Below are 16,528 nucleotides of genomic sequence, written 5' to 3' on the forward strand. Positions count from 1 at the left end.
TCAACCCGGTGGCAATGGACGAAGGCCTGCGCTTCGCCATCCGCGAAGGCGGCCGTACCGTCGGCGCCGGCGTGGTCTCGAAGATCATCGAGTAAGCCTGCAGTACCGGTGGTTGCATAGCGCCGCCGGTTACGCGAATGGCGGGCCGGGAACCTCGGTCCGCCTTCGCCGTCTAAGGGAAGGCAAGTTTCAAAACGTACGCCAGTAGCTCAATTGGCAGAGCAGCGGTCTCCAAAACCGCAGGTTGGGGGTTCGAGTCCCTCCTGGCGTGCCATCTGCCCACCTTATCCAGCGGCCTGCGCCGCTAAAGCAGACACAGCCTGATGAATAGCAAGATCGAACACTCCAAGGACAACTCCGCCAACGGTGGGGATATCGTCAAGTATGTCGCCGCATCGCTGCTGGTGCTGGCCGGTCTGTTCGTCTGGTTCTGGTTCTCCGCCGACTCCGGTCGCGCCGCCCAGCTGGGCGCGTGGGCGGGTCAGCTGCGTGCGTTGGCGGTTGTAGTCGGTCTGGTTGGCGGTATCGGCGTGTTCATGCTGACCGGCAAGGGGCGCGACACCCGCGAATTCCTCTCCGAGTCGCGTTTCGAACTGCGCAAGGTGGTCTGGCCGACGCGCCAGGAAGCCATCCGCATGACCTGGGTCGTGATGGTGGTGGTAACCATTCTCAGCCTGCTGCTGGGTGGGTTCGATTACGTCATTCAGTGGCTGGTTCAGCTGTTCCTGAGCCGCTAAGGAGAATTGCATGAAGCGTTGGTACGTCGTTCACGCCTATTCGGGCTTCGAGAAGTCGGTGGCGCAGGCTCTGCGCGATCGCATCGTCCGTGACGGCATGGAAGAGCGCTTCGGCGACGTCCTGGTCCCGACCGAAGAAGTGGTCGAGATGCGCGCTGGCCAGAAGCGCCGCTCCGAGCGCAAGTTCTTCCCGGGTTACGTGCTGGTCCAGATCGAGACCCACGAAGAAGCCGGTATTCCGCGCATCGACAACGAAAGCTGGCACCTGGTCAAGGAAACTCCGCGCGTGATGGGCTTCATCGGTGGCACCGCCGACCGTCCGCTGCCGATCGCCGATTCCGAGGCCGAGGCCATCCTGAACCGCGTTCAGGAAGGTGTCGAGAAGCCGCGTCCGAAGGTGCTGTTCGAGCCGGGCCAGATGGTCCGCGTCACCGACGGCCCGTTCAACGATTTCAATGGCGTCGTCGAAGAAGTCAACTACGAGAAGAGCCGTCTGCGCGTCTCGGTGCTGATCTTCGGCCGTGCCACCCCTGTCGAGCTCGAGTTCGGCCAGGTCGAAAAGGCCGTCTGACCGGCGGGGTAGAGTCGAGCTTGCTCGACTTTGCCGATCAGTCGAGCAAGCTCGACGCTAGAGAAGGAACCGGGCATTGCCCGGTTTCTTCCGTTTACCTGCCGCTTCAGGCATGTGAAGAAAAAACCTGATATAGTGCGCGGCTCCTCGCTGGGAAGCCAGCAGGACGAGGCCACCGCAAGGTGGCCTTCGGCATGATTTCAAAACGCGATGCCGGGACGCGTGATTCCCGGTCCGATGGGGAGCCTGTTGTCGAAAGGCGCTAGCACCCGGAGAGCATACTCATGGCAAAGAAAGTTGTCGGTTACATCAAGCTGCAGGTGAAGGCCGGTCAGGCCAACCCCTCGCCGCCGGTCGGTCCTGCGCTGGGTCAGCGCGGTCTGAACATCATGGAATTCTGCAAGGCGTTCAACGCCGCCACGCAGAAGCTCGAGCCGGGTCTGCCGGTTCCGGTGATCATCACGGCCTACTCGGACCGTACGTTCACCTTCATCACCAAGAGCACCCCGGCCACCACCCTGCTGAAGAAGGCCGCTGGCATCTCGTCGGGCTCCAAGCGCCCGAACACCGAGAAGGTCGGCAAGGTCACCCGTAAGCAGCTGGAAGAGATCGCCAAGGCGAAGGAACCGGATCTGACTGCCGCCGACCTGGACGCCGCCGTGCGTACCATCGCTGGCTCTGCCCGTTCCATGGGCCTCGTGGTGGAGGGTTAATAAGATGGCACAGACCAAGCGTGAGAAGGCCATCAAGGCCGCCGTCGTTCCGGGCAAGGCATACGCCTTCGAGGACGCGATCAACATCCTGAAGAGCGCCACCAAGGCCAAGTTCGTCGAGTCGATCGACGTTGCCGTGCGCCTGGGCGTCGATGCGAAGAAGTCCGACCAGCAGGTCCGTGGCTCCACCGTGCTGCCGGCCGGTACCGGCAAGTCGGTCCGCGTCGCCGTGTTCGCTCCGGCCGGTGCCAAGGCTGACGAAGCCCTGGCCGCTGGCGCCGAAGCCGTCGGTATGGACGATCTGGCCGAGAAGATGCAGGCCGGCGATCTGAACTACGACGTCGTCATCGCGACCCCGGACGCCATGCGCGTCGTCGGTAAGCTGGGCACCGTGCTGGGCCCGCGCGGCCTGATGCCGAACCCGAAGGTCGGCACCGTTTCCCCGAACCCGGGTGAAGCCGTGAAGAACGCCAAGTCGGGTCAGGTCCGTTACCGCACCGACAAGGCCGGCATCATCCACTGCACCATCGGCAAGGCCGACTTCGCCGAAGACGCACTGAAGTCGAACCTGACCGCGCTGCTGCTGGACCTGATCAAGGCCAAGCCGGCCACCTCGAAGGGCACCTACCTGCAGAAGGTTTCGGTCAGCTCGACGATGGGCCCGGGCGTCACCGTCGACCAGTCGTCGCTGACCCTGAAGTAAGTGTTTCAAGCGATCACGGCGCCCTGGTGCCGTGATCGTGACATTTGAAGGCATCGCGGACAGTCCATCGCCCGCGGTAGCCGTCAAAGACCGCAGGCGCGGTCGTGGCATACCGGCGACGGGCACGGAAGCTCGATCTGGCAAGGAGTCGCCGCCGGAGCAGTCATGAGCGCTTAATCGATTCCCCGGAATCACCCTGCGTAGATGGTGCCCTTCTGGAGTTTTTCTGGTTCACGCACGTCTGGGGTTTCCCAGGTTGGCCCACTCCAGGTCTAGAACGGCCCACCCCCGGAACATCATCCCGATGTTCCCGGCGTCCAGGACGGATGCCGCACAGGACCGCACACGGCAGGAGCCGTAAGCGGAGTTCAATTGGAGGAGTGCAATGGCTCTCAATCTGTCCCAGAAGCAAGAAGTAGTCGCCGAGCTGGCAGACGTCGCCGCCAAGGCCCACTCCTTGATCGCAGCCGAATACGCTGGCACCACGGTCGCCCAGATGACCGCGATGCGCAAGCAGGCTCGTGAAACCGGTGTTTTCTTGAAGGTTGTCAAGAACACCCTGGCTTCGCGCGCCGTTGAAGGCACCGAGTTCGCAGTCGCCCAGGACCAGATGGTTGGTCCGCTGCTGTACGCGTTCTCGCTTGAGGAGCCCGGCGCTGCCGGTCGCCTGATCAAGGAAGCCGCCAAGGGCAACGACAAGCTGAAGGCTAAGGTCGTCGCCATCGGTGGTGAAGTGTTCCCGGCGAGCCACGTCGAGGTTCTGGCATCGCTGCCGACCCGCGACCAGGCCCTGGCAATGCTGGCCCGCGTCCTGACCGAGCCGGTCACGATGTTTGCCCGCGCCATCAAGGCTGTTGGCGAGAAGCAGGGTGGTGGCGACGTCGCCGCCGACGCTGCTGAACCGGCCGCCGAGACCGCCTGAGTTTCGACCTACCGTGGTTCCTGACGGAACCTCAACCCAGAAAATCATCCAAAGGTATTAATCATGTCCCTTACCAACGAACAGATCGTCGACGCCATCGCCGAGAAGTCCCTGATGGAAGTGATGGAGCTGGTCAAGGCCATCGAAGAGAAGTTCGGCGTCTCCGCCGCTGCTCCGGTTGCCGTGGCTGCTGCCGCTGGCCCGGCTGCTGCTGTTGAAGAGCAGACCGAATTCGTCGTCACCCTGAAGAGCGCCGGCGACAAGAAGGTCGAAGTCATCAAGGCCGTCCGCGCCATCACCGGCCTGGGCCTGAAGGAAGCGAAGGACCTGGCCGAAGCCGGCGGCGTCCTGAAGGACAACGCTTCGAAGGACGAAGCCGAGAAGATGAAGAAGGACCTGGAAGCTGCTGGCGCGACTGTCGAAGTCAAGTAAGCACTTCCCTTGCATCGTCACCGATTCACGGCGATGCAGCCAAGGCTGGGGGCGTAAGCCCCCGGCCTTTGGTCGTTGTTGCGGTGTTGTAGATCCACGCCATGCGCGGGTGTAGTCGGTAGATCCACGCCATGCGTGGGTGTAGTCGGTAGATCCACGCCATGCGTGGATGCAAGAAGCAGCAAAAAGCCCAACACGGGCTGCAGTCAAACCCCGTCCGGCCAGCGCAGCGCGCGGCGGCAGGGGCGCGGTGGCAGACGAGTTGGCAGTTGGAAGTAGCGGGAGAAGGCGTGCTGGTGCCGGCAATACCAGCGACTTCCAACTGACAATTTCAAGTTTCCTTCTGGGTCGTGGACGCACGGCCCGCACAACAAGGTGGAAGACCTCATGACGTCCTATTCGTTCACCGAAAAAAAGCGTATCCGCAAGGATTTCGGCAAGCAGCGCTCGATTCTTGAAGTGCCGTTCCTGCTCGCCATCCAGGTGGATTCCTATCGTGAATTCCTGCAGGAAAACGTCGATCCGGCCAAGCGCACGGACCACGGCCTGCACGCTGCGCTGAAGTCGGTCTTCCCGATCGCCAGCTACAGCGGCAATGCCGCCCTGGAATACGTCGGCTACAAGCTGGGCGAACCGGTCTTCGACGAGCGTGAGTGCCGCCAGCGTGGCATGAGCTACGGCGCCCCGCTGCGCGTGACCGTGCGCCTGGTGATCTACGACCGTGAGTCGTCGACCAAGGCCATCAAGTACGTGAAGGAGCAGGAGGTCTATCTGGGCGAAATCCCGCTGATGACCGAGAACGGCACCTTCATCGTCAACGGCACCGAGCGCGTCATCGTCTCGCAGCTGCACCGTTCGCCGGGCGTGTTCTTCGACCACGACCGTGGCAAGACCCACAGCTCGGGCAAGCTGCTGTACAGCGCCCGCATCATCCCGTACCGCGGTTCCTGGCTGGACTTCGAGTTCGACCCGAAGGACGCGCTGTTCACCCGTATCGACCGCCGCCGCAAGCTGCCGGTGTCGATCCTGCTGCGCGCGCTCGGCTACAGCAACGAAGAGATGCTGGCCGAGTTCTTCGAGATCAACACCTTCCACATCAACCCGGATGAAGGCGTCCAGCTGGAGCTGGTGCCGGAGCGCCTGCGTGGCGAAACCCTGGGCTTCGACCTCGCCGACGGCGACAAGGTCATCGTGGAAGCCGGCAAGCGCATCACCGCGCGCCACATCAAGCAGCTGGAAGCCTCGGGCATCGCCGCCCTGGCCGTGCCGGACGACTACATCGTCGGCCGCATCCTGTCGCACGACGTGGTCGATGCCTCGACCGGCGAACTGCTGGCCCAGGCCAACGACGAAATCACCGACGAGCAGCTGCAGAGCTTCCGCAAGGCCGGCGTCGATGCCGTGGGCACCCTGTGGGTGAACGACCTGGATCGTGGCCCGTACCTGTCCAACACCCTGCGCATCGACCCGACCAAGACCCAGCTGGAAGCCTTGGTCGAGATCTACCGCATGATGCGTCCGGGCGAGCCGCCGACCAAGGATGCCGCGCAGAACCTGTTCCACAACCTGTTCTTCACCTTCGAGCGCTACGACCTGTCCGCAGTCGGCCGCATGAAGTTCAACCGTCGCGTGGGCCGCAAGGAAACCACCGGCGAAGCCGTGCTGTACGACAGCAAGTACTTCGGTGAGCGCAACGACGAAGAGTCCAAGCGCCTGGTCGCCGCCCACGGCGACAGCTCCGACATCCTGGACGTGATCAAGGTCCTGACCGAGATCCGCAACGGTCGCGGCGTGGTCGACGATATCGATCACCTGGGCAACCGTCGCGTGCGTTCGGTCGGCGAAATGGCCGAGAACGTGTTCCGCGTCGGCCTGGTCCGCGTCGAGCGCGCGGTCAAGGAGCGCCTGTCGATGGCCGAGTCCGAAGGCCTGACCCCGCAGGAGCTGATCAACGCCAAGCCGGTTGCCGCAGCCATCAAGGAGTTCTTCGGCTCCTCGCAGCTGTCGCAGTTCATGGACCAGAACAATCCGCTGTCGGAAGTGACCCACAAGCGTCGCGTCTCGGCCCTGGGCCCGGGCGGTCTGACCCGTGAGCGCGCCGGCTTCGAAGTGCGCGACGTGCACCCGACCCATTACGGCCGCGTCTGCACCATCGAAACCCCGGAAGGCCCGAACATCGGCCTGATCAACTCGCTGGCCGTGTACGCCCGCACCAACCAGTATGGTTTCCTCGAGACCCCGTACCGCAAGGTCGTGGACGGCAAGGTCTATGACGAAGTCGAGTTCCTGTCGGCGATCGAAGAAAACGAGTACGTCATTGCGCAGGCCAACGCGCTGACCAATGCCGACAGCGTGCTGACCGAGCAGTTCGTGCCGTGCCGCTTCCAGGGCGAATCGCTGCTGAAGCCGCCGGCGGAAGTCCACTTCATGGACGTCTCGCCGATGCAGACCGTGTCGATCGCGGCCGCGCTGGTTCCGTTCCTGGAGCACGATGACGCGAACCGTGCACTGATGGGCGCCAACATGCAGCGTCAGGCCGTGCCGACCCTGCGTGCGCAGAAGCCGCTGGTCGGTACCGGCATCGAGCGCGCCGTGGCGCGTGACTCGGGCGTGACCGTGAACGCCCGCCGTGGTGGCGAGATCGTGCAGATCGACGCCGCCCGCATCGTGGTCAAGGTCAACGAGGAAGAGATCGTTGGCGCCACCGACGCAGGCGTGGACATCTACAACCTGGTCAAGTACACCCGTTCGAACCAGAACACCTGCATCAACCAGCGTCCGCTGGTCCAGGTGGGTGACGTCATCGCCCGCGGCGACGTGCTGGCCGACGGTCCGTCCACCGACATCGGCGAGCTGGCCCTGGGCCAGAACATGCTGATCGCGTTCATGCCGTGGAACGGCTACAACTTCGAAGACTCCATCCTGCTCTCCGAGCGCGTGGTGGAAGAGGATCGTTACACCACGATCCACATCGAAGAGCTGACCTGCGTTGCGCGTGACACCAAGCTGGGGCCGGAGGAAATCTCCGCCGACATCCCGAACGTCTCCGAGCAGGCGCTGAACCGCCTGGACGAGAGCGGCGTGGTGTACATCGGTGCCGAAGTCCGCGCCGGCGACATCATGGTCGGCAAGGTCACCCCGAAGGGCGAAAGCCAGCTGACCCCGGAAGAGAAGCTGCTGCGCGCGATCTTCGGCGAGAAGGCTTCGGACGTTAAGGACAGCTCGCTGCGCGTTCCGCCGGGCATGGACGGCACCGTCATCGACGTGCAGGTCTTCACCCGCGACGGCATCGAGAAGGACAAGCGCGCCCGCCAGATCGAAGAGTCTGAAATCAAGCGCGTCAAGAAGGACTTCGACGACCAGTTCCGCATCCTGGAAGCGGCCATCTACATGCGTCTGCGTTCGCAGATCGTGGGCAAGGTGGTCAACGGCGGTGCCGGCCTGAAGAAGGGTGACGTCATCTCCGACGCCTTCCTGGATGGCCTGAAGAAGGCTGACTGGTTCGCCCTGCGCATGAAGGACGAGGACGCCTCGGAAGCCATCGAGCGCGCGCAGAAGCAGATCCAGGCGCACGAGAAGGAATTCGAGCGTCGCTTCGCCGACAAGCGCGGCAAGATCACCGCCGGCGACGACCTCGCCCCGGGCGTGCTGAAGATGGTCAAGGTGTTCCTGGCCGTGAAGCGCCGCATCCAGCCGGGCGACAAGATGGCAGGCCGCCACGGCAACAAGGGTGTGGTCTCCAACGTGGTGCCGGTCGAGGACATGCCGTACATGGCCTCGGGCGAAACCGTGGACATCGTGCTGAACCCGCTGGGCGTGCCGTCGCGTATGAACATCGGCCAGATCCTGGAAGTGCACCTGGGCTGGGCGGCCAAGGGCCTGGGTCGCAAGATCCAGGCAATGATGGAAGCCCAGGCCGCGGTTGCCGACCTGCGCAAGTTCCTGGACGACATCTACAACCACGACGACACCAACGTGGCCAACCGTGTCGACCTGTCGCAGTTCAGCGACGAGGAACTGCTGCGCCTGGCCCGTAACCTGACCGACGGCGTGCCGATGGCCACCCCGGTCTTCGACGGCGCCACCGAAGCGGAAATCAAGCGCATGCTGGAACTGGCCGACCTGCCGAGCAGTGGCCAGACCCAGCTGTACGACGGCCGCACCGGTGAAGCCTTCGACCGCCACACCACCGTCGGTTACATGCACTACCTGAAGCTGAACCACCTGGTCGACGACAAGATGCACGCCCGTTCGACCGGTCCGTACTCGCTCGTCACCCAGCAGCCGCTGGGCGGCAAGGCGCAGTTCGGCGGCCAGCGCTTCGGTGAAATGGAAGTCTGGGCGCTGGAAGCCTACGGCGCGGCCTACACCCTGCAGGAAATGCTGACGGTGAAGTCCGATGACGTGCAGGGCCGCAACCAGATGTACAAGAACATCGTCGACGGTGAGCACGAGATGGTCGCGGGCATGCCGGAATCCTTCAACGTGCTCGTGAAGGAAATCCGCTCGCTGGCCATCAACATGGAACTGGAAGACAACTGATCCATGCCGGCGCGGCGGCCTCAACCGCCGCGCCGCTGGCAGTCAACTGAAAGCCCATCGACACAGCATTCCTCCTTCTGGAGAACACCATGAAAGACCTGCTCAACCTCTTCAACCAGCAGCGCCAGACGCTGGACTTCGACGCGATCAAGATCGCGCTGGCCTCGCCGGACCTGATCCGTTCGTGGTCCTTCGGCGAAGTGAAGAAGCCGGAAACCATCAACTACCGTACCTTCAAGCCGGAACGTGACGGCCTGTTCTGCGCCGCCATCTTCGGCCCGGTCAAGGACTACGAGTGCCTGTGCGGCAAGTACAAGCGCATGAAGCACCGCGGCGTGGTCTGCGAAAAGTGCGGCACCGAAGTGACCCTGGCCAAGGTGCGCCGCGAGCGCATGGGCCACATCGACCTGGCGTCGCCGGTCGCGCACATCTGGTTCCTGAAGTCGCTGCCGTCGCGCATCGGCCTGATGCTGGACATGACCCTGCGCGACATCGAGCGCGTGCTGTACTTCGAAGCCTACGTGGTGACCGAGCCGGGCCTGACCGCCCTGGAACGCCGCCAGCTGCTGACCGAAGAACAGTACCTGCAGGCCCGCCAGGAGCACGGTGACGACTTCGACGCCGCCATGGGCGCCGAGGCCGTGTACGAACTGCTGCGCACGATCGACCTGCAGTCGGAAATGACCCGCCTGCGCGAAGAGATCGCAGCCACCGGTTCGGAGACCAAGCTCAAGCGCCTCACCAAGCGCATCAAGCTGATCGAAGCCTTCCTGGAATCGGGCAACCGTCCGGAGTGGATGGTCATGACCGTGCTGCCGGTGCTGCCGCCGGACCTGCGTCCGCTGGTTCCGCTGGACGGCGGCCGCTTCGCGACCTCCGACCTGAACGACCTGTACCGCCGCGTCATCAACCGCAACAACCGCCTGCGCCGCCTGCTCGAACTGAGCGCGCCGGACATCATCGTGCGCAATGAAAAGCGCATGCTGCAGGAATCGGTCGATGCGCTGCTGGACAACGGCCGTCGTGGCCGTGCCATCACCGGCACCAACAAGCGCCCGCTGAAGTCGCTGGCCGACATGATCAAGGGCAAGCAGGGCCGCTTCCGCCAGAACCTGCTCGGCAAGCGCGTCGACTACTCGGGCCGTTCGGTCATCGTGGTCGGCCCGTACCTGCGCCTGCACCAGTGCGGCCTGCCGAAGAAGATGGCGCTTGAGCTGTTCAAGCCGTTCGTGTTCGCCAAGCTGCAGCGTCGTGGCCTGGCCACCACCATCAAGGCCGCCAAGAAGCTGGTCGAGCGCGAAGAAGCCGAAGTCTGGGACATCCTGGAAGAGGTCATCCGCGAGCATCCGGTGATGCTGAACCGTGCGCCGACCCTGCACCGTCTGGGCATCCAGGCGTTCGAGCCGGTGCTGATCGAAGGCAAGGCGATCCAGCTGCACCCGCTGGTCTGCACCGCGTTCAACGCCGACTTCGACGGTGACCAGATGGCCGTCCACGTGCCGCTCTCGCTGGAAGCCCAGCTGGAAGCGCGTGCGCTGATGATGTCGACCAACAACATCCTGTCGCCGGCCAACGGCGAGCCGATCATCGTGCCGTCGCAGGACGTCGTGCTGGGTCTGTACTACATGACCCGCTCGCTGGAAAACAAGAAGGGCGAGGGCATGGCCTTCGCCAACATCGCCGAAGTGAAGCGTGCCTACGACAACCGCGTGGTGGAACTGCACGCGCGCGTCAAGGTCCGCATCACCGAAGTGGTGACCGACGAAGACGGCAACAAGCAGCCGAAGACCTCGATCGTGGACACCACGATCGGTCGCGCCCTGCTGGCTGAAATCCTGCCGGAAGGCCTGCCGTTCGCGCTGGCCAACACCGAGCTGACCAAGAAGAACATCAGCCGCCTGATCAACTCCAGCTACCGCCAGCTGGGCCTGAAGGACACGGTCGTGTTCGCCGACAAGCTGATGTACACCGGCTTCGCCTACGCGACCCGCGCCGGCGTCTCGATCGGCATCGACGACATGCTGATCCCGGACGAGAAGAAGGGCATCCTCACCGAGGCCGAAGCCGAAGTGCTGGAAATCCAGGAGCAGTACCAGTCGGGTCTGGTCACCGCCGGCGAGCGCTACAACAAGGTGGTCGACATCTGGTCGCGCACCAACGAGCGCATCGCCAAGGCGATGATGGACACCATCGGTACCGAGAAGGTGGTCAATGCCAAGGGTGAGACCATCGACCAGAAGTCGATGAACTCGCTGTACATCATGGCCGACTCCGGTGCGCGTGGTTCGCAGGCGCAGATCCGCCAGCTGGCCGGTATGCGTGGCCTGATGGCGCGTCCGGACGGCTCGATCATCGAGACGCCCATCAAGGCGAACTTCCGCGAAGGCCTGAACGTGCAGGAGTACTTCAACTCCACCCACGGTGCCCGTAAGGGTCTGGCCGATACCGCGCTGAAGACCGCGAACTCGGGTTACCTGACCCGTCGTCTGGTCGACGTCGCGCAGGACGTGGTCATCACCGAGGTGGATTGCGGTACCACCGAAGGCCTGATCATGACCCCGATCGTGGAAGGCGGCGACGTGGTCGAGCCGCTGAAGGATCGCGTGCTGGGTCGCGTGGTTGCCGAGGACGTGTTCCTGCCGGGCAACGACGAGGATCCGATCGTCACCCGCAACACCCTGCTGGACGAAGCCTGGGTGGCCAAGCTGGAAGATGCCGGCGTGCAGACCATCAAGGTCCGCTCGACCATCTCCTGCGAATCGGCCTTCGGCGTCTGCTCGCGCTGCTACGGCCGCGATCTGGCCCGTGGCCACTTGGTCAACATCGGTGAAGCGGTCGGCGTCATCGCCGCGCAGTCGATCGGTGAACCGGGTACCCAGCTGACCATGCGTACGTTCCACATCGGTGGTGCGGCGTCGCGAGCTGCTGCGGTCGACAACATCACCGTCAAGACCACCGGCTCGGTCAAGTTCAGCAACCTCAAGTCGGTCGAGCACGCCAACGGCTCGCTGGTGGCAGTGTCGCGCTCGGGCGAAATCTCGGTGCTCGATGCCCACGGCCGTGAGCGTGAGCGTTACAAGCTGCCGTACGGTGCGACCATCACGTCCAAGGACGGTGATGCGATCAAGGCGGGCCAGACCGTGGCCAACTGGGATCCGCATAACCACCCGATCGTGTCGGAAGTGGCCGGCTTCATCCGCTTCATCGACTTCGTCGACGGCATCACCGTCATCGAGAAGACCGATGAGCTGACCGGCCTGGCGTCGCGCGAAATCACCGATCCGAAGCGTCGTGGTACCCAGGCCAAGGACCTGCGCCCGATCGTGCGCATCGTCGATGCCAAGGGCAACGACCTGTCGATTCCGGGCACCGACCTGCCGGCGCAGTACCTGCTGCCGCCGCGTTCGATCGTCAACCTGCAGGACGGTGCGGCCGTCGGCGTGGGCGACGTCGTTGCCAAGATCCCGCAGGAAGCCTCCAAGACCCGCGACATCACCGGTGGTCTGCCGCGCGTGGCCGATCTGTTCGAAGCGCGCAAGCCGAAGGATCCGGCGGTGCTGGCCGAGCGTTCGGGCATCATCAGCTTCGGCAAGGACACCAAGGGCAAGCAGCGCCTGATCATCAAGGACACCGATGGTTCGGAGCACGAAGAGCTGATTCCGAAGTACCGTCAGGTCATCGTGTTCGAAGGTGAGCACGTGACCAAGGGCGAAACCATCGTGGACGGCGAGCCGAGCCCGCAGGACATCCTGCGCCTGCTGGGTGTCGAACCGCTGGCGGCCTACCTGGTGAAGGAAATCCAGGACGTGTACCGCCTGCAGGGCGTGAAGATCAACGACAAGCATATCGAGGTGATCACCCGCCAGATGCTGCGCAAGGTCGAGATCACCGACCAGGGCAGCAGCAAGTTCCTGAACGGTGAACAGGTGGAGCGCCAGCGCGTAATCGAGGAGAATGCGCGCCTGTCGACCCGCAACGAGCTGATCGCCCGCTTCGATCCGGTGCTGCTGGGTATCACCAAGGCATCGCTGGCGACCGAGTCGTTCATCTCGGCGGCGTCCTTCCAGGAAACCACCCGCGTGCTGACCGAAGCTGCCGTCCGCGGCACCAAGGACAACCTGCGTGGCCTGAAGGAAAACGTCATCGTCGGCCGCCTGATTCCGGCCGGTACCGGCCTGTCGTACCACAGCAACCGCCGTCGCGGCGCTACCGGTCTCACCGAGTCCGAGATGCAGACCCTGGCGGGCACCCCGGCTGCGGTCGAAGCGCCGGCAGTTGAAGCCGAGACTGAACAGGCTTCGGAAGACTGATACACCGGTCCGGCCCAACGGCCGGACCACCCGGGCAGGTAGAGTCGACTGTTAGTCGACTCTACCGGGCCAAGGACAGGGCAGGGCGGATCGCTCGCGATCTGCCCCGCCAACCTGAACGGGGTACATGGAGGCCCCCCAGTAACGTTCCAGGATCAGGAACGGGCTTGACAGGACGCGTTTGACTGCGTTCCTGGCAGGTTGCTACAATCGTCTGTCTCAGCAGGCCAGAATTTTGGCCTGCTTTAACATTTCCGCATCTCTGGTCGGATTTTCCGGCCACCAATCAGAAGAACCTACTGATGGCGACGATCAACCAGCTGGTCCGCAAGCCGCGGCAAGCTACTACGTACAAGAGTGCCTCGCCGGCGCTCGACAAGTGCCCGCAGCGCCGTGGCGTCTGCACCCGCGTCTACACCACCACCCCGAAGAAGCCGAACTCGGCTCTGCGCAAGGTTGCCAAGGTCCGCCTGACCAACCAGGAAGAAGTGATTTCCTACATCGGCGGTGAAGGCCACAACCTGCAGGAGCACTCCGTGGTCCTGATCCGTGGCGGTCGCGTCAAGGATCTGCCGGGTGTGCGTTACCACACCGTTCGTGGCTCGCTCGACGCCGCCGGCGTTGCCAAGCGTCGCCAGGCCCGTTCCAAGTACGGCGCCAAGCGTCCGAAGGCATAAGGAGAGACCACTATGTCGCGTAAGGGTAATACTCCGCAGCGTTCCGTCCTGCCCGATCCGAAGCACGGAAGCGAAACCATCGCCCGTTTCATCAACATGGTCATGCAGAGCGGCAAGAAGTCCGTCGCTGAAAAGATCGTGTACGGCGCCATGGACGTGATCACCGAGAAGAACAGCAGCGCCAACGCCATCGAGCTGGTGCAGAAGGCTCTGGACAACGTCGCTCCGGCGGTCGAGGTCAAGTCGCGCCGCGTCGGTGGTGCCACGTACCAGGTGCCGGTCGAAGTGCGTTCGTCGCGCAAGATGGCTCTGGCCATGCGCTGGCTGATCGACTCCGCGCGCAAGCGTGGTGAGAACACCATGCCGAAGAAGCTGGCTGCTGAACTGATCGACGCCTCGGAAAACCGTGGCGGCGCCATCAAGAAGCGCGAAGAAACCCACCGCATGGCCGAAGCCAACAAGGCATTCGCCCACTACCGCTGGTGAGTTTGACGGCCTTGTAAAACAGGCAGGGCAGCACCACTTCGGTGCGTGCTGCCTCGCGGTCCCGGAAGGACTGCGCCAATCCGAAGGCCGCCGAAAGGCGGCGTTCGGCCATCCGAAATCCAAGAAATCTGAGAGGCTCCCGTGGCCCGTTCCACTCCCATCGAGCGTTACCGCAACTTCGGCATCATGGCCCACATCGATGCCGGCAAGACCACCACGTCCGAGCGCATCCTGTTCTACACCGGCAAGAGCCACAAGATCGGTGAAGTGCACGACGGCGCCGCCACCATGGACTGGATGGAGCAGGAGCAGGAGCGTGGCATCACGATCCAGTCCGCTGCCACCACCGCGTTCTGGAAGGGCATGGACAAGTCCCTGCCGGAGCACCGCTTCAACATCATCGACACCCCCGGGCACGTCGACTTCACCATCGAAGTGGAGCGCTCGCTGCGCGTGCTCGACGGTGCCGTCTTCGTCCTGTGCGCCGTCGGTGGCGTGCAGCCGCAGTCGGAAACCGTGTGGCGCCAGGCCAACCGCTACAAGGTGCCGCGCATCGCGTTCGTCAACAAGATGGACCGCACCGGCGCCAACTTCTACAAGGTCCGTGACCAGCTGAAGGCCAAGCTCGGCGCTGTCGCCGTGCCGATGCAGCTGCCGATCGGCGCTGAAGAAGGCTTCAAGGGCGTTGTCGACCTGCTGAAGATGAAGGCCATCCATTGGGATGAAGCCTCGCAGGGCATGAAGTTCGAGTACGGCGATATCCCGGCCGACCTGCAGGACAAGGCTGAAGAAGCCCGTACCTTCATGATCGAAGCCGCGGCTGAAGCCAGCGAAGAGCTGATGGAAAAGTACCTGGGCGGCGAAGAGCTGGCCGAGGCTGAAATCATCAACGCGCTGCGTACCCGTACCCTGGCCACCGAAATCGTCCCGATGTACTGCGGTTCGGCGTTCAAGAACAAGGGCGTGCAGGCCATGCTGGACGGCGTGATCCAGCTGCTGCCGTCGCCGGTCGACGTGCCGGACGTGACCGGTACCGACGTGGACGACGAAAACGTCGCCATGACCCGCAAGTCCGACGACAAGGCTCCGTTCTCGTCGCTGGCCTTCAAGATCATCACCGACCCGTTCGTCGGCGCGCTGACCTTCTTCCGTGTCTACTCGGGCACCCTGAACGGTGGCGACACCGTGCTGAACTCGGTGAAGGGCAAGAAGGAGCGCATCGGCCGCATCCTGCAGATGCACTCGAATAACCGCGAGGAAATCAAGGAAGTTCTGGCCGGTGACATCGCCGCTGCCGTGGGCCTGAAGGACACCACCACCGGTGACACCCTGTGCTCGATCGACCAGCCGATCATCCTGGAGCGCATGACGTTCCCGGAGCCGGTGATCTCGATGGCCGTCGAACCGAAGACCAAGTCGGACCAGGAAAAGATGGGCCTGGCCCTGGGCCGCCTGGCGCAGGAAGATCCGTCGTTCCGCGTCAAGACCGACGAAGAATCCGGCCAGACCATCATCTCGGGCATGGGCGAGCTGCACCTGGACATCATCGTCGACCGCCTGAAGCGCGAGTTCAACGTTGAAGCCAACGTCGGCGCGCCGCAGGTGGCCTACCGCGAAACCATCACCCTGGCCGACGTCAAGTCGGACTACAAGCACGCCAAGCAGTCCGGTGGTAAGGGTCAGTACGGTCACGTCGTGATCGAGCTGTCGCCGATCACCGCTGAAGACCGTGCCGATGCCAAGATCGCCCCGCTGATCAAGGACGACTTCCTGTTCATCAATGACATCACCGGTGGTGTCATTCCGAAGGAATTCATCCCGTCGATCGAAAAGGGCCTGCGCGAAACCATCACCAGCGGTCCGCTGGCTGGCTTCCCGGTCGTGGACGTCAAGGTGAAGCTGGTGTTCGGCTCGTACCACGACGTCGACTCGTCGGAAATGGCGTTCAAGCTGGCTTCGTCGATGGCCTTCAAGCAGGGCTTCGCCAAGGCCAAGCCGGTGCTGCTGGAGCCGATCATGAAGGTCGAGATCGTGACCCCGGAAGACTACCAGGGTGACGTGATGGGCGACGTCAGCCGTCGTCGCGGCGTGCTGCAGGGTTCCGACACCACCGGTGACGGTTCGGCCAGCATCATCAACGCGATGATCCCGCTGGGTGAAATGTTCGGCTACGCCACTGCGCTGCGTTCGCAGACCCAGGGCCGCGCCACCTTCACCATGGAATTCGATCACTACGAGCCGGCGCCGAACAACATCGCCGAAGCCGTCATGAAGAAGGGCTGAGCCTCGCTCAGCCTCTCCTGAAACCACTTACGAACAATCAAGGTATACAACAATGGCAAAGGGTAAGTTCGAGCGCACCAAGCCGCACGTCAACGTCGGCACCATCGGTCACGTCGACCACGGCAAGACCACGCTGACCGCTGCGCTGACCA

The 16,528-nt window shown here is 63.4% G+C and carries 13 protein-coding genes and 1 tRNA gene; all 14 read left to right on the top strand.

Annotation, left to right across the window (positions count from 1 at the left end):
• Window positions 1–95 (top strand): EF-Tu C-terminal domain-related protein (locus ACMZPQ_RS22650; protein WP_074726645.1); only part of this gene is annotated, 95 nt, incomplete at its 5' end.
• 103 nt (window positions 96–198) lie between these two features.
• Window positions 199–274: transfer RNA gene (locus ACMZPQ_RS22655), tRNA-Trp, on the top strand.
• A gap of 49 nt (window positions 275–323) precedes the next feature.
• On the top strand, window positions 324–737 hold the full coding sequence (secE, locus tag ACMZPQ_RS22660) for a preprotein translocase subunit SecE (protein WP_197583944.1): 414 nt from the start codon (window positions 324–326) through the stop codon (window positions 735–737).
• 10 nt (window positions 738–747) lie between these two features.
• Window positions 748–1,308 (top strand): transcription termination/antitermination protein NusG, encoded by a 561-nt coding sequence (gene nusG, locus ACMZPQ_RS22665; RefSeq protein ID WP_004154362.1) that lies wholly within the window; start codon window positions 748–750, stop codon window positions 1,306–1,308.
• 284 nt (window positions 1,309–1,592) lie between these two features.
• Entirely contained in the window at window positions 1,593–2,021 is a 429-nt protein-coding gene (gene rplK / locus ACMZPQ_RS22670) for a 50S ribosomal protein L11 (RefSeq protein ID WP_004145248.1), read from the top strand.
• A 4-nt stretch (window positions 2,022–2,025) separates the two neighbouring features.
• Window positions 2,026–2,724, top strand: coding sequence for a 50S ribosomal protein L1 (gene rplA / locus ACMZPQ_RS22675; RefSeq protein ID WP_004154350.1), 699 nt, complete (start codon window positions 2,026–2,028; stop codon window positions 2,722–2,724).
• 385 nt (window positions 2,725–3,109) lie between these two features.
• On the top strand, window positions 3,110–3,646 hold the full coding sequence (rplJ, locus tag ACMZPQ_RS22680) for a 50S ribosomal protein L10 (RefSeq protein WP_010480377.1): 537 nt from the start codon (window positions 3,110–3,112) through the stop codon (window positions 3,644–3,646).
• Between the two features lie 63 nt (window positions 3,647–3,709).
• Window positions 3,710–4,078, top strand: coding sequence for a 50S ribosomal protein L7/L12 (gene rplL / locus ACMZPQ_RS22685; RefSeq protein WP_004154353.1), 369 nt, complete (start codon window positions 3,710–3,712; stop codon window positions 4,076–4,078).
• Between the two features lie 387 nt (window positions 4,079–4,465).
• Entirely contained in the window at window positions 4,466–8,620 is a 4,155-nt protein-coding gene (gene rpoB, locus ACMZPQ_RS22690) for a DNA-directed RNA polymerase subunit beta (protein ID WP_197583942.1), read from the top strand.
• 89 nt (window positions 8,621–8,709) lie between these two features.
• A complete protein-coding gene (gene rpoC, locus ACMZPQ_RS22695; protein ID WP_197583876.1) occupies window positions 8,710–12,930 on the top strand; it encodes a DNA-directed RNA polymerase subunit beta' in 4,221 nt (1,406 codons plus the stop codon).
• A 302-nt stretch (window positions 12,931–13,232) separates the two neighbouring features.
• Window positions 13,233–13,607 (top strand): 30S ribosomal protein S12, encoded by a 375-nt coding sequence (gene rpsL / locus ACMZPQ_RS22700; RefSeq protein ID WP_004145320.1) that lies wholly within the window; start codon window positions 13,233–13,235, stop codon window positions 13,605–13,607.
• A gap of 12 nt (window positions 13,608–13,619) precedes the next feature.
• A complete protein-coding gene (rpsG, locus tag ACMZPQ_RS22705) occupies window positions 13,620–14,093 on the top strand; it encodes a 30S ribosomal protein S7 (RefSeq protein ID WP_004145321.1) in 474 nt (157 codons plus the stop codon).
• Between the two features lie 141 nt (window positions 14,094–14,234).
• Window positions 14,235–16,376: an elongation factor G gene (gene fusA / locus ACMZPQ_RS22710; protein ID WP_197583877.1), complete on the top strand. Its 2,142-nt coding sequence runs from the start codon at window positions 14,235–14,237 to the stop codon at window positions 16,374–16,376.
• Between the two features lie 52 nt (window positions 16,377–16,428).
• Window positions 16,429–16,528, top strand: a 100-nt coding sequence (locus ACMZPQ_RS22715; RefSeq protein ID WP_031270842.1) for a GTP-binding protein, incomplete at its 3' end; no start/stop codon positions are given.

Origin of the sequence: Stenotrophomonas maltophilia, assembly GCF_047497515.2 — a bacterium.
Lineage (GTDB): Bacteria > Pseudomonadota > Gammaproteobacteria > Xanthomonadales > Xanthomonadaceae > Stenotrophomonas.

Bases quoted from the DNA above. Each gene is read 5' to 3' on its own strand.
- secE (WP_197583944.1), top strand. From the start codon at position 324: ATGAATAGCAAGATCGAACACTCCAAGGACAACTCCGCCAACGGTGGG.
- nusG (WP_004154362.1), top strand. From the start codon at position 748: ATGAAGCGTTGGTACGTCGTTCACGCCTATTCGGGCTTCGAGAAGTCG.
- rplK (WP_004145248.1), top strand. From the start codon at position 1,593: ATGGCAAAGAAAGTTGTCGGTTACATCAAGCTGCAGGTGAAGGCCGGT.
- rplA (WP_004154350.1), top strand. From the start codon at position 2,026: ATGGCACAGACCAAGCGTGAGAAGGCCATCAAGGCCGCCGTCGTTCCG.
- rplJ (WP_010480377.1), top strand. From the start codon at position 3,110: ATGGCTCTCAATCTGTCCCAGAAGCAAGAAGTAGTCGCCGAGCTGGCA.
- rplL (WP_004154353.1), top strand. From the start codon at position 3,710: ATGTCCCTTACCAACGAACAGATCGTCGACGCCATCGCCGAGAAGTCC.
- rpoB (WP_197583942.1), top strand. From the start codon at position 4,466: ATGACGTCCTATTCGTTCACCGAAAAAAAGCGTATCCGCAAGGATTTC.
- rpoC (WP_197583876.1), top strand. From the start codon at position 8,710: ATGAAAGACCTGCTCAACCTCTTCAACCAGCAGCGCCAGACGCTGGAC.
- rpsL (WP_004145320.1), top strand. From the start codon at position 13,233: ATGGCGACGATCAACCAGCTGGTCCGCAAGCCGCGGCAAGCTACTACG.
- rpsG (WP_004145321.1), top strand. From the start codon at position 13,620: ATGTCGCGTAAGGGTAATACTCCGCAGCGTTCCGTCCTGCCCGATCCG.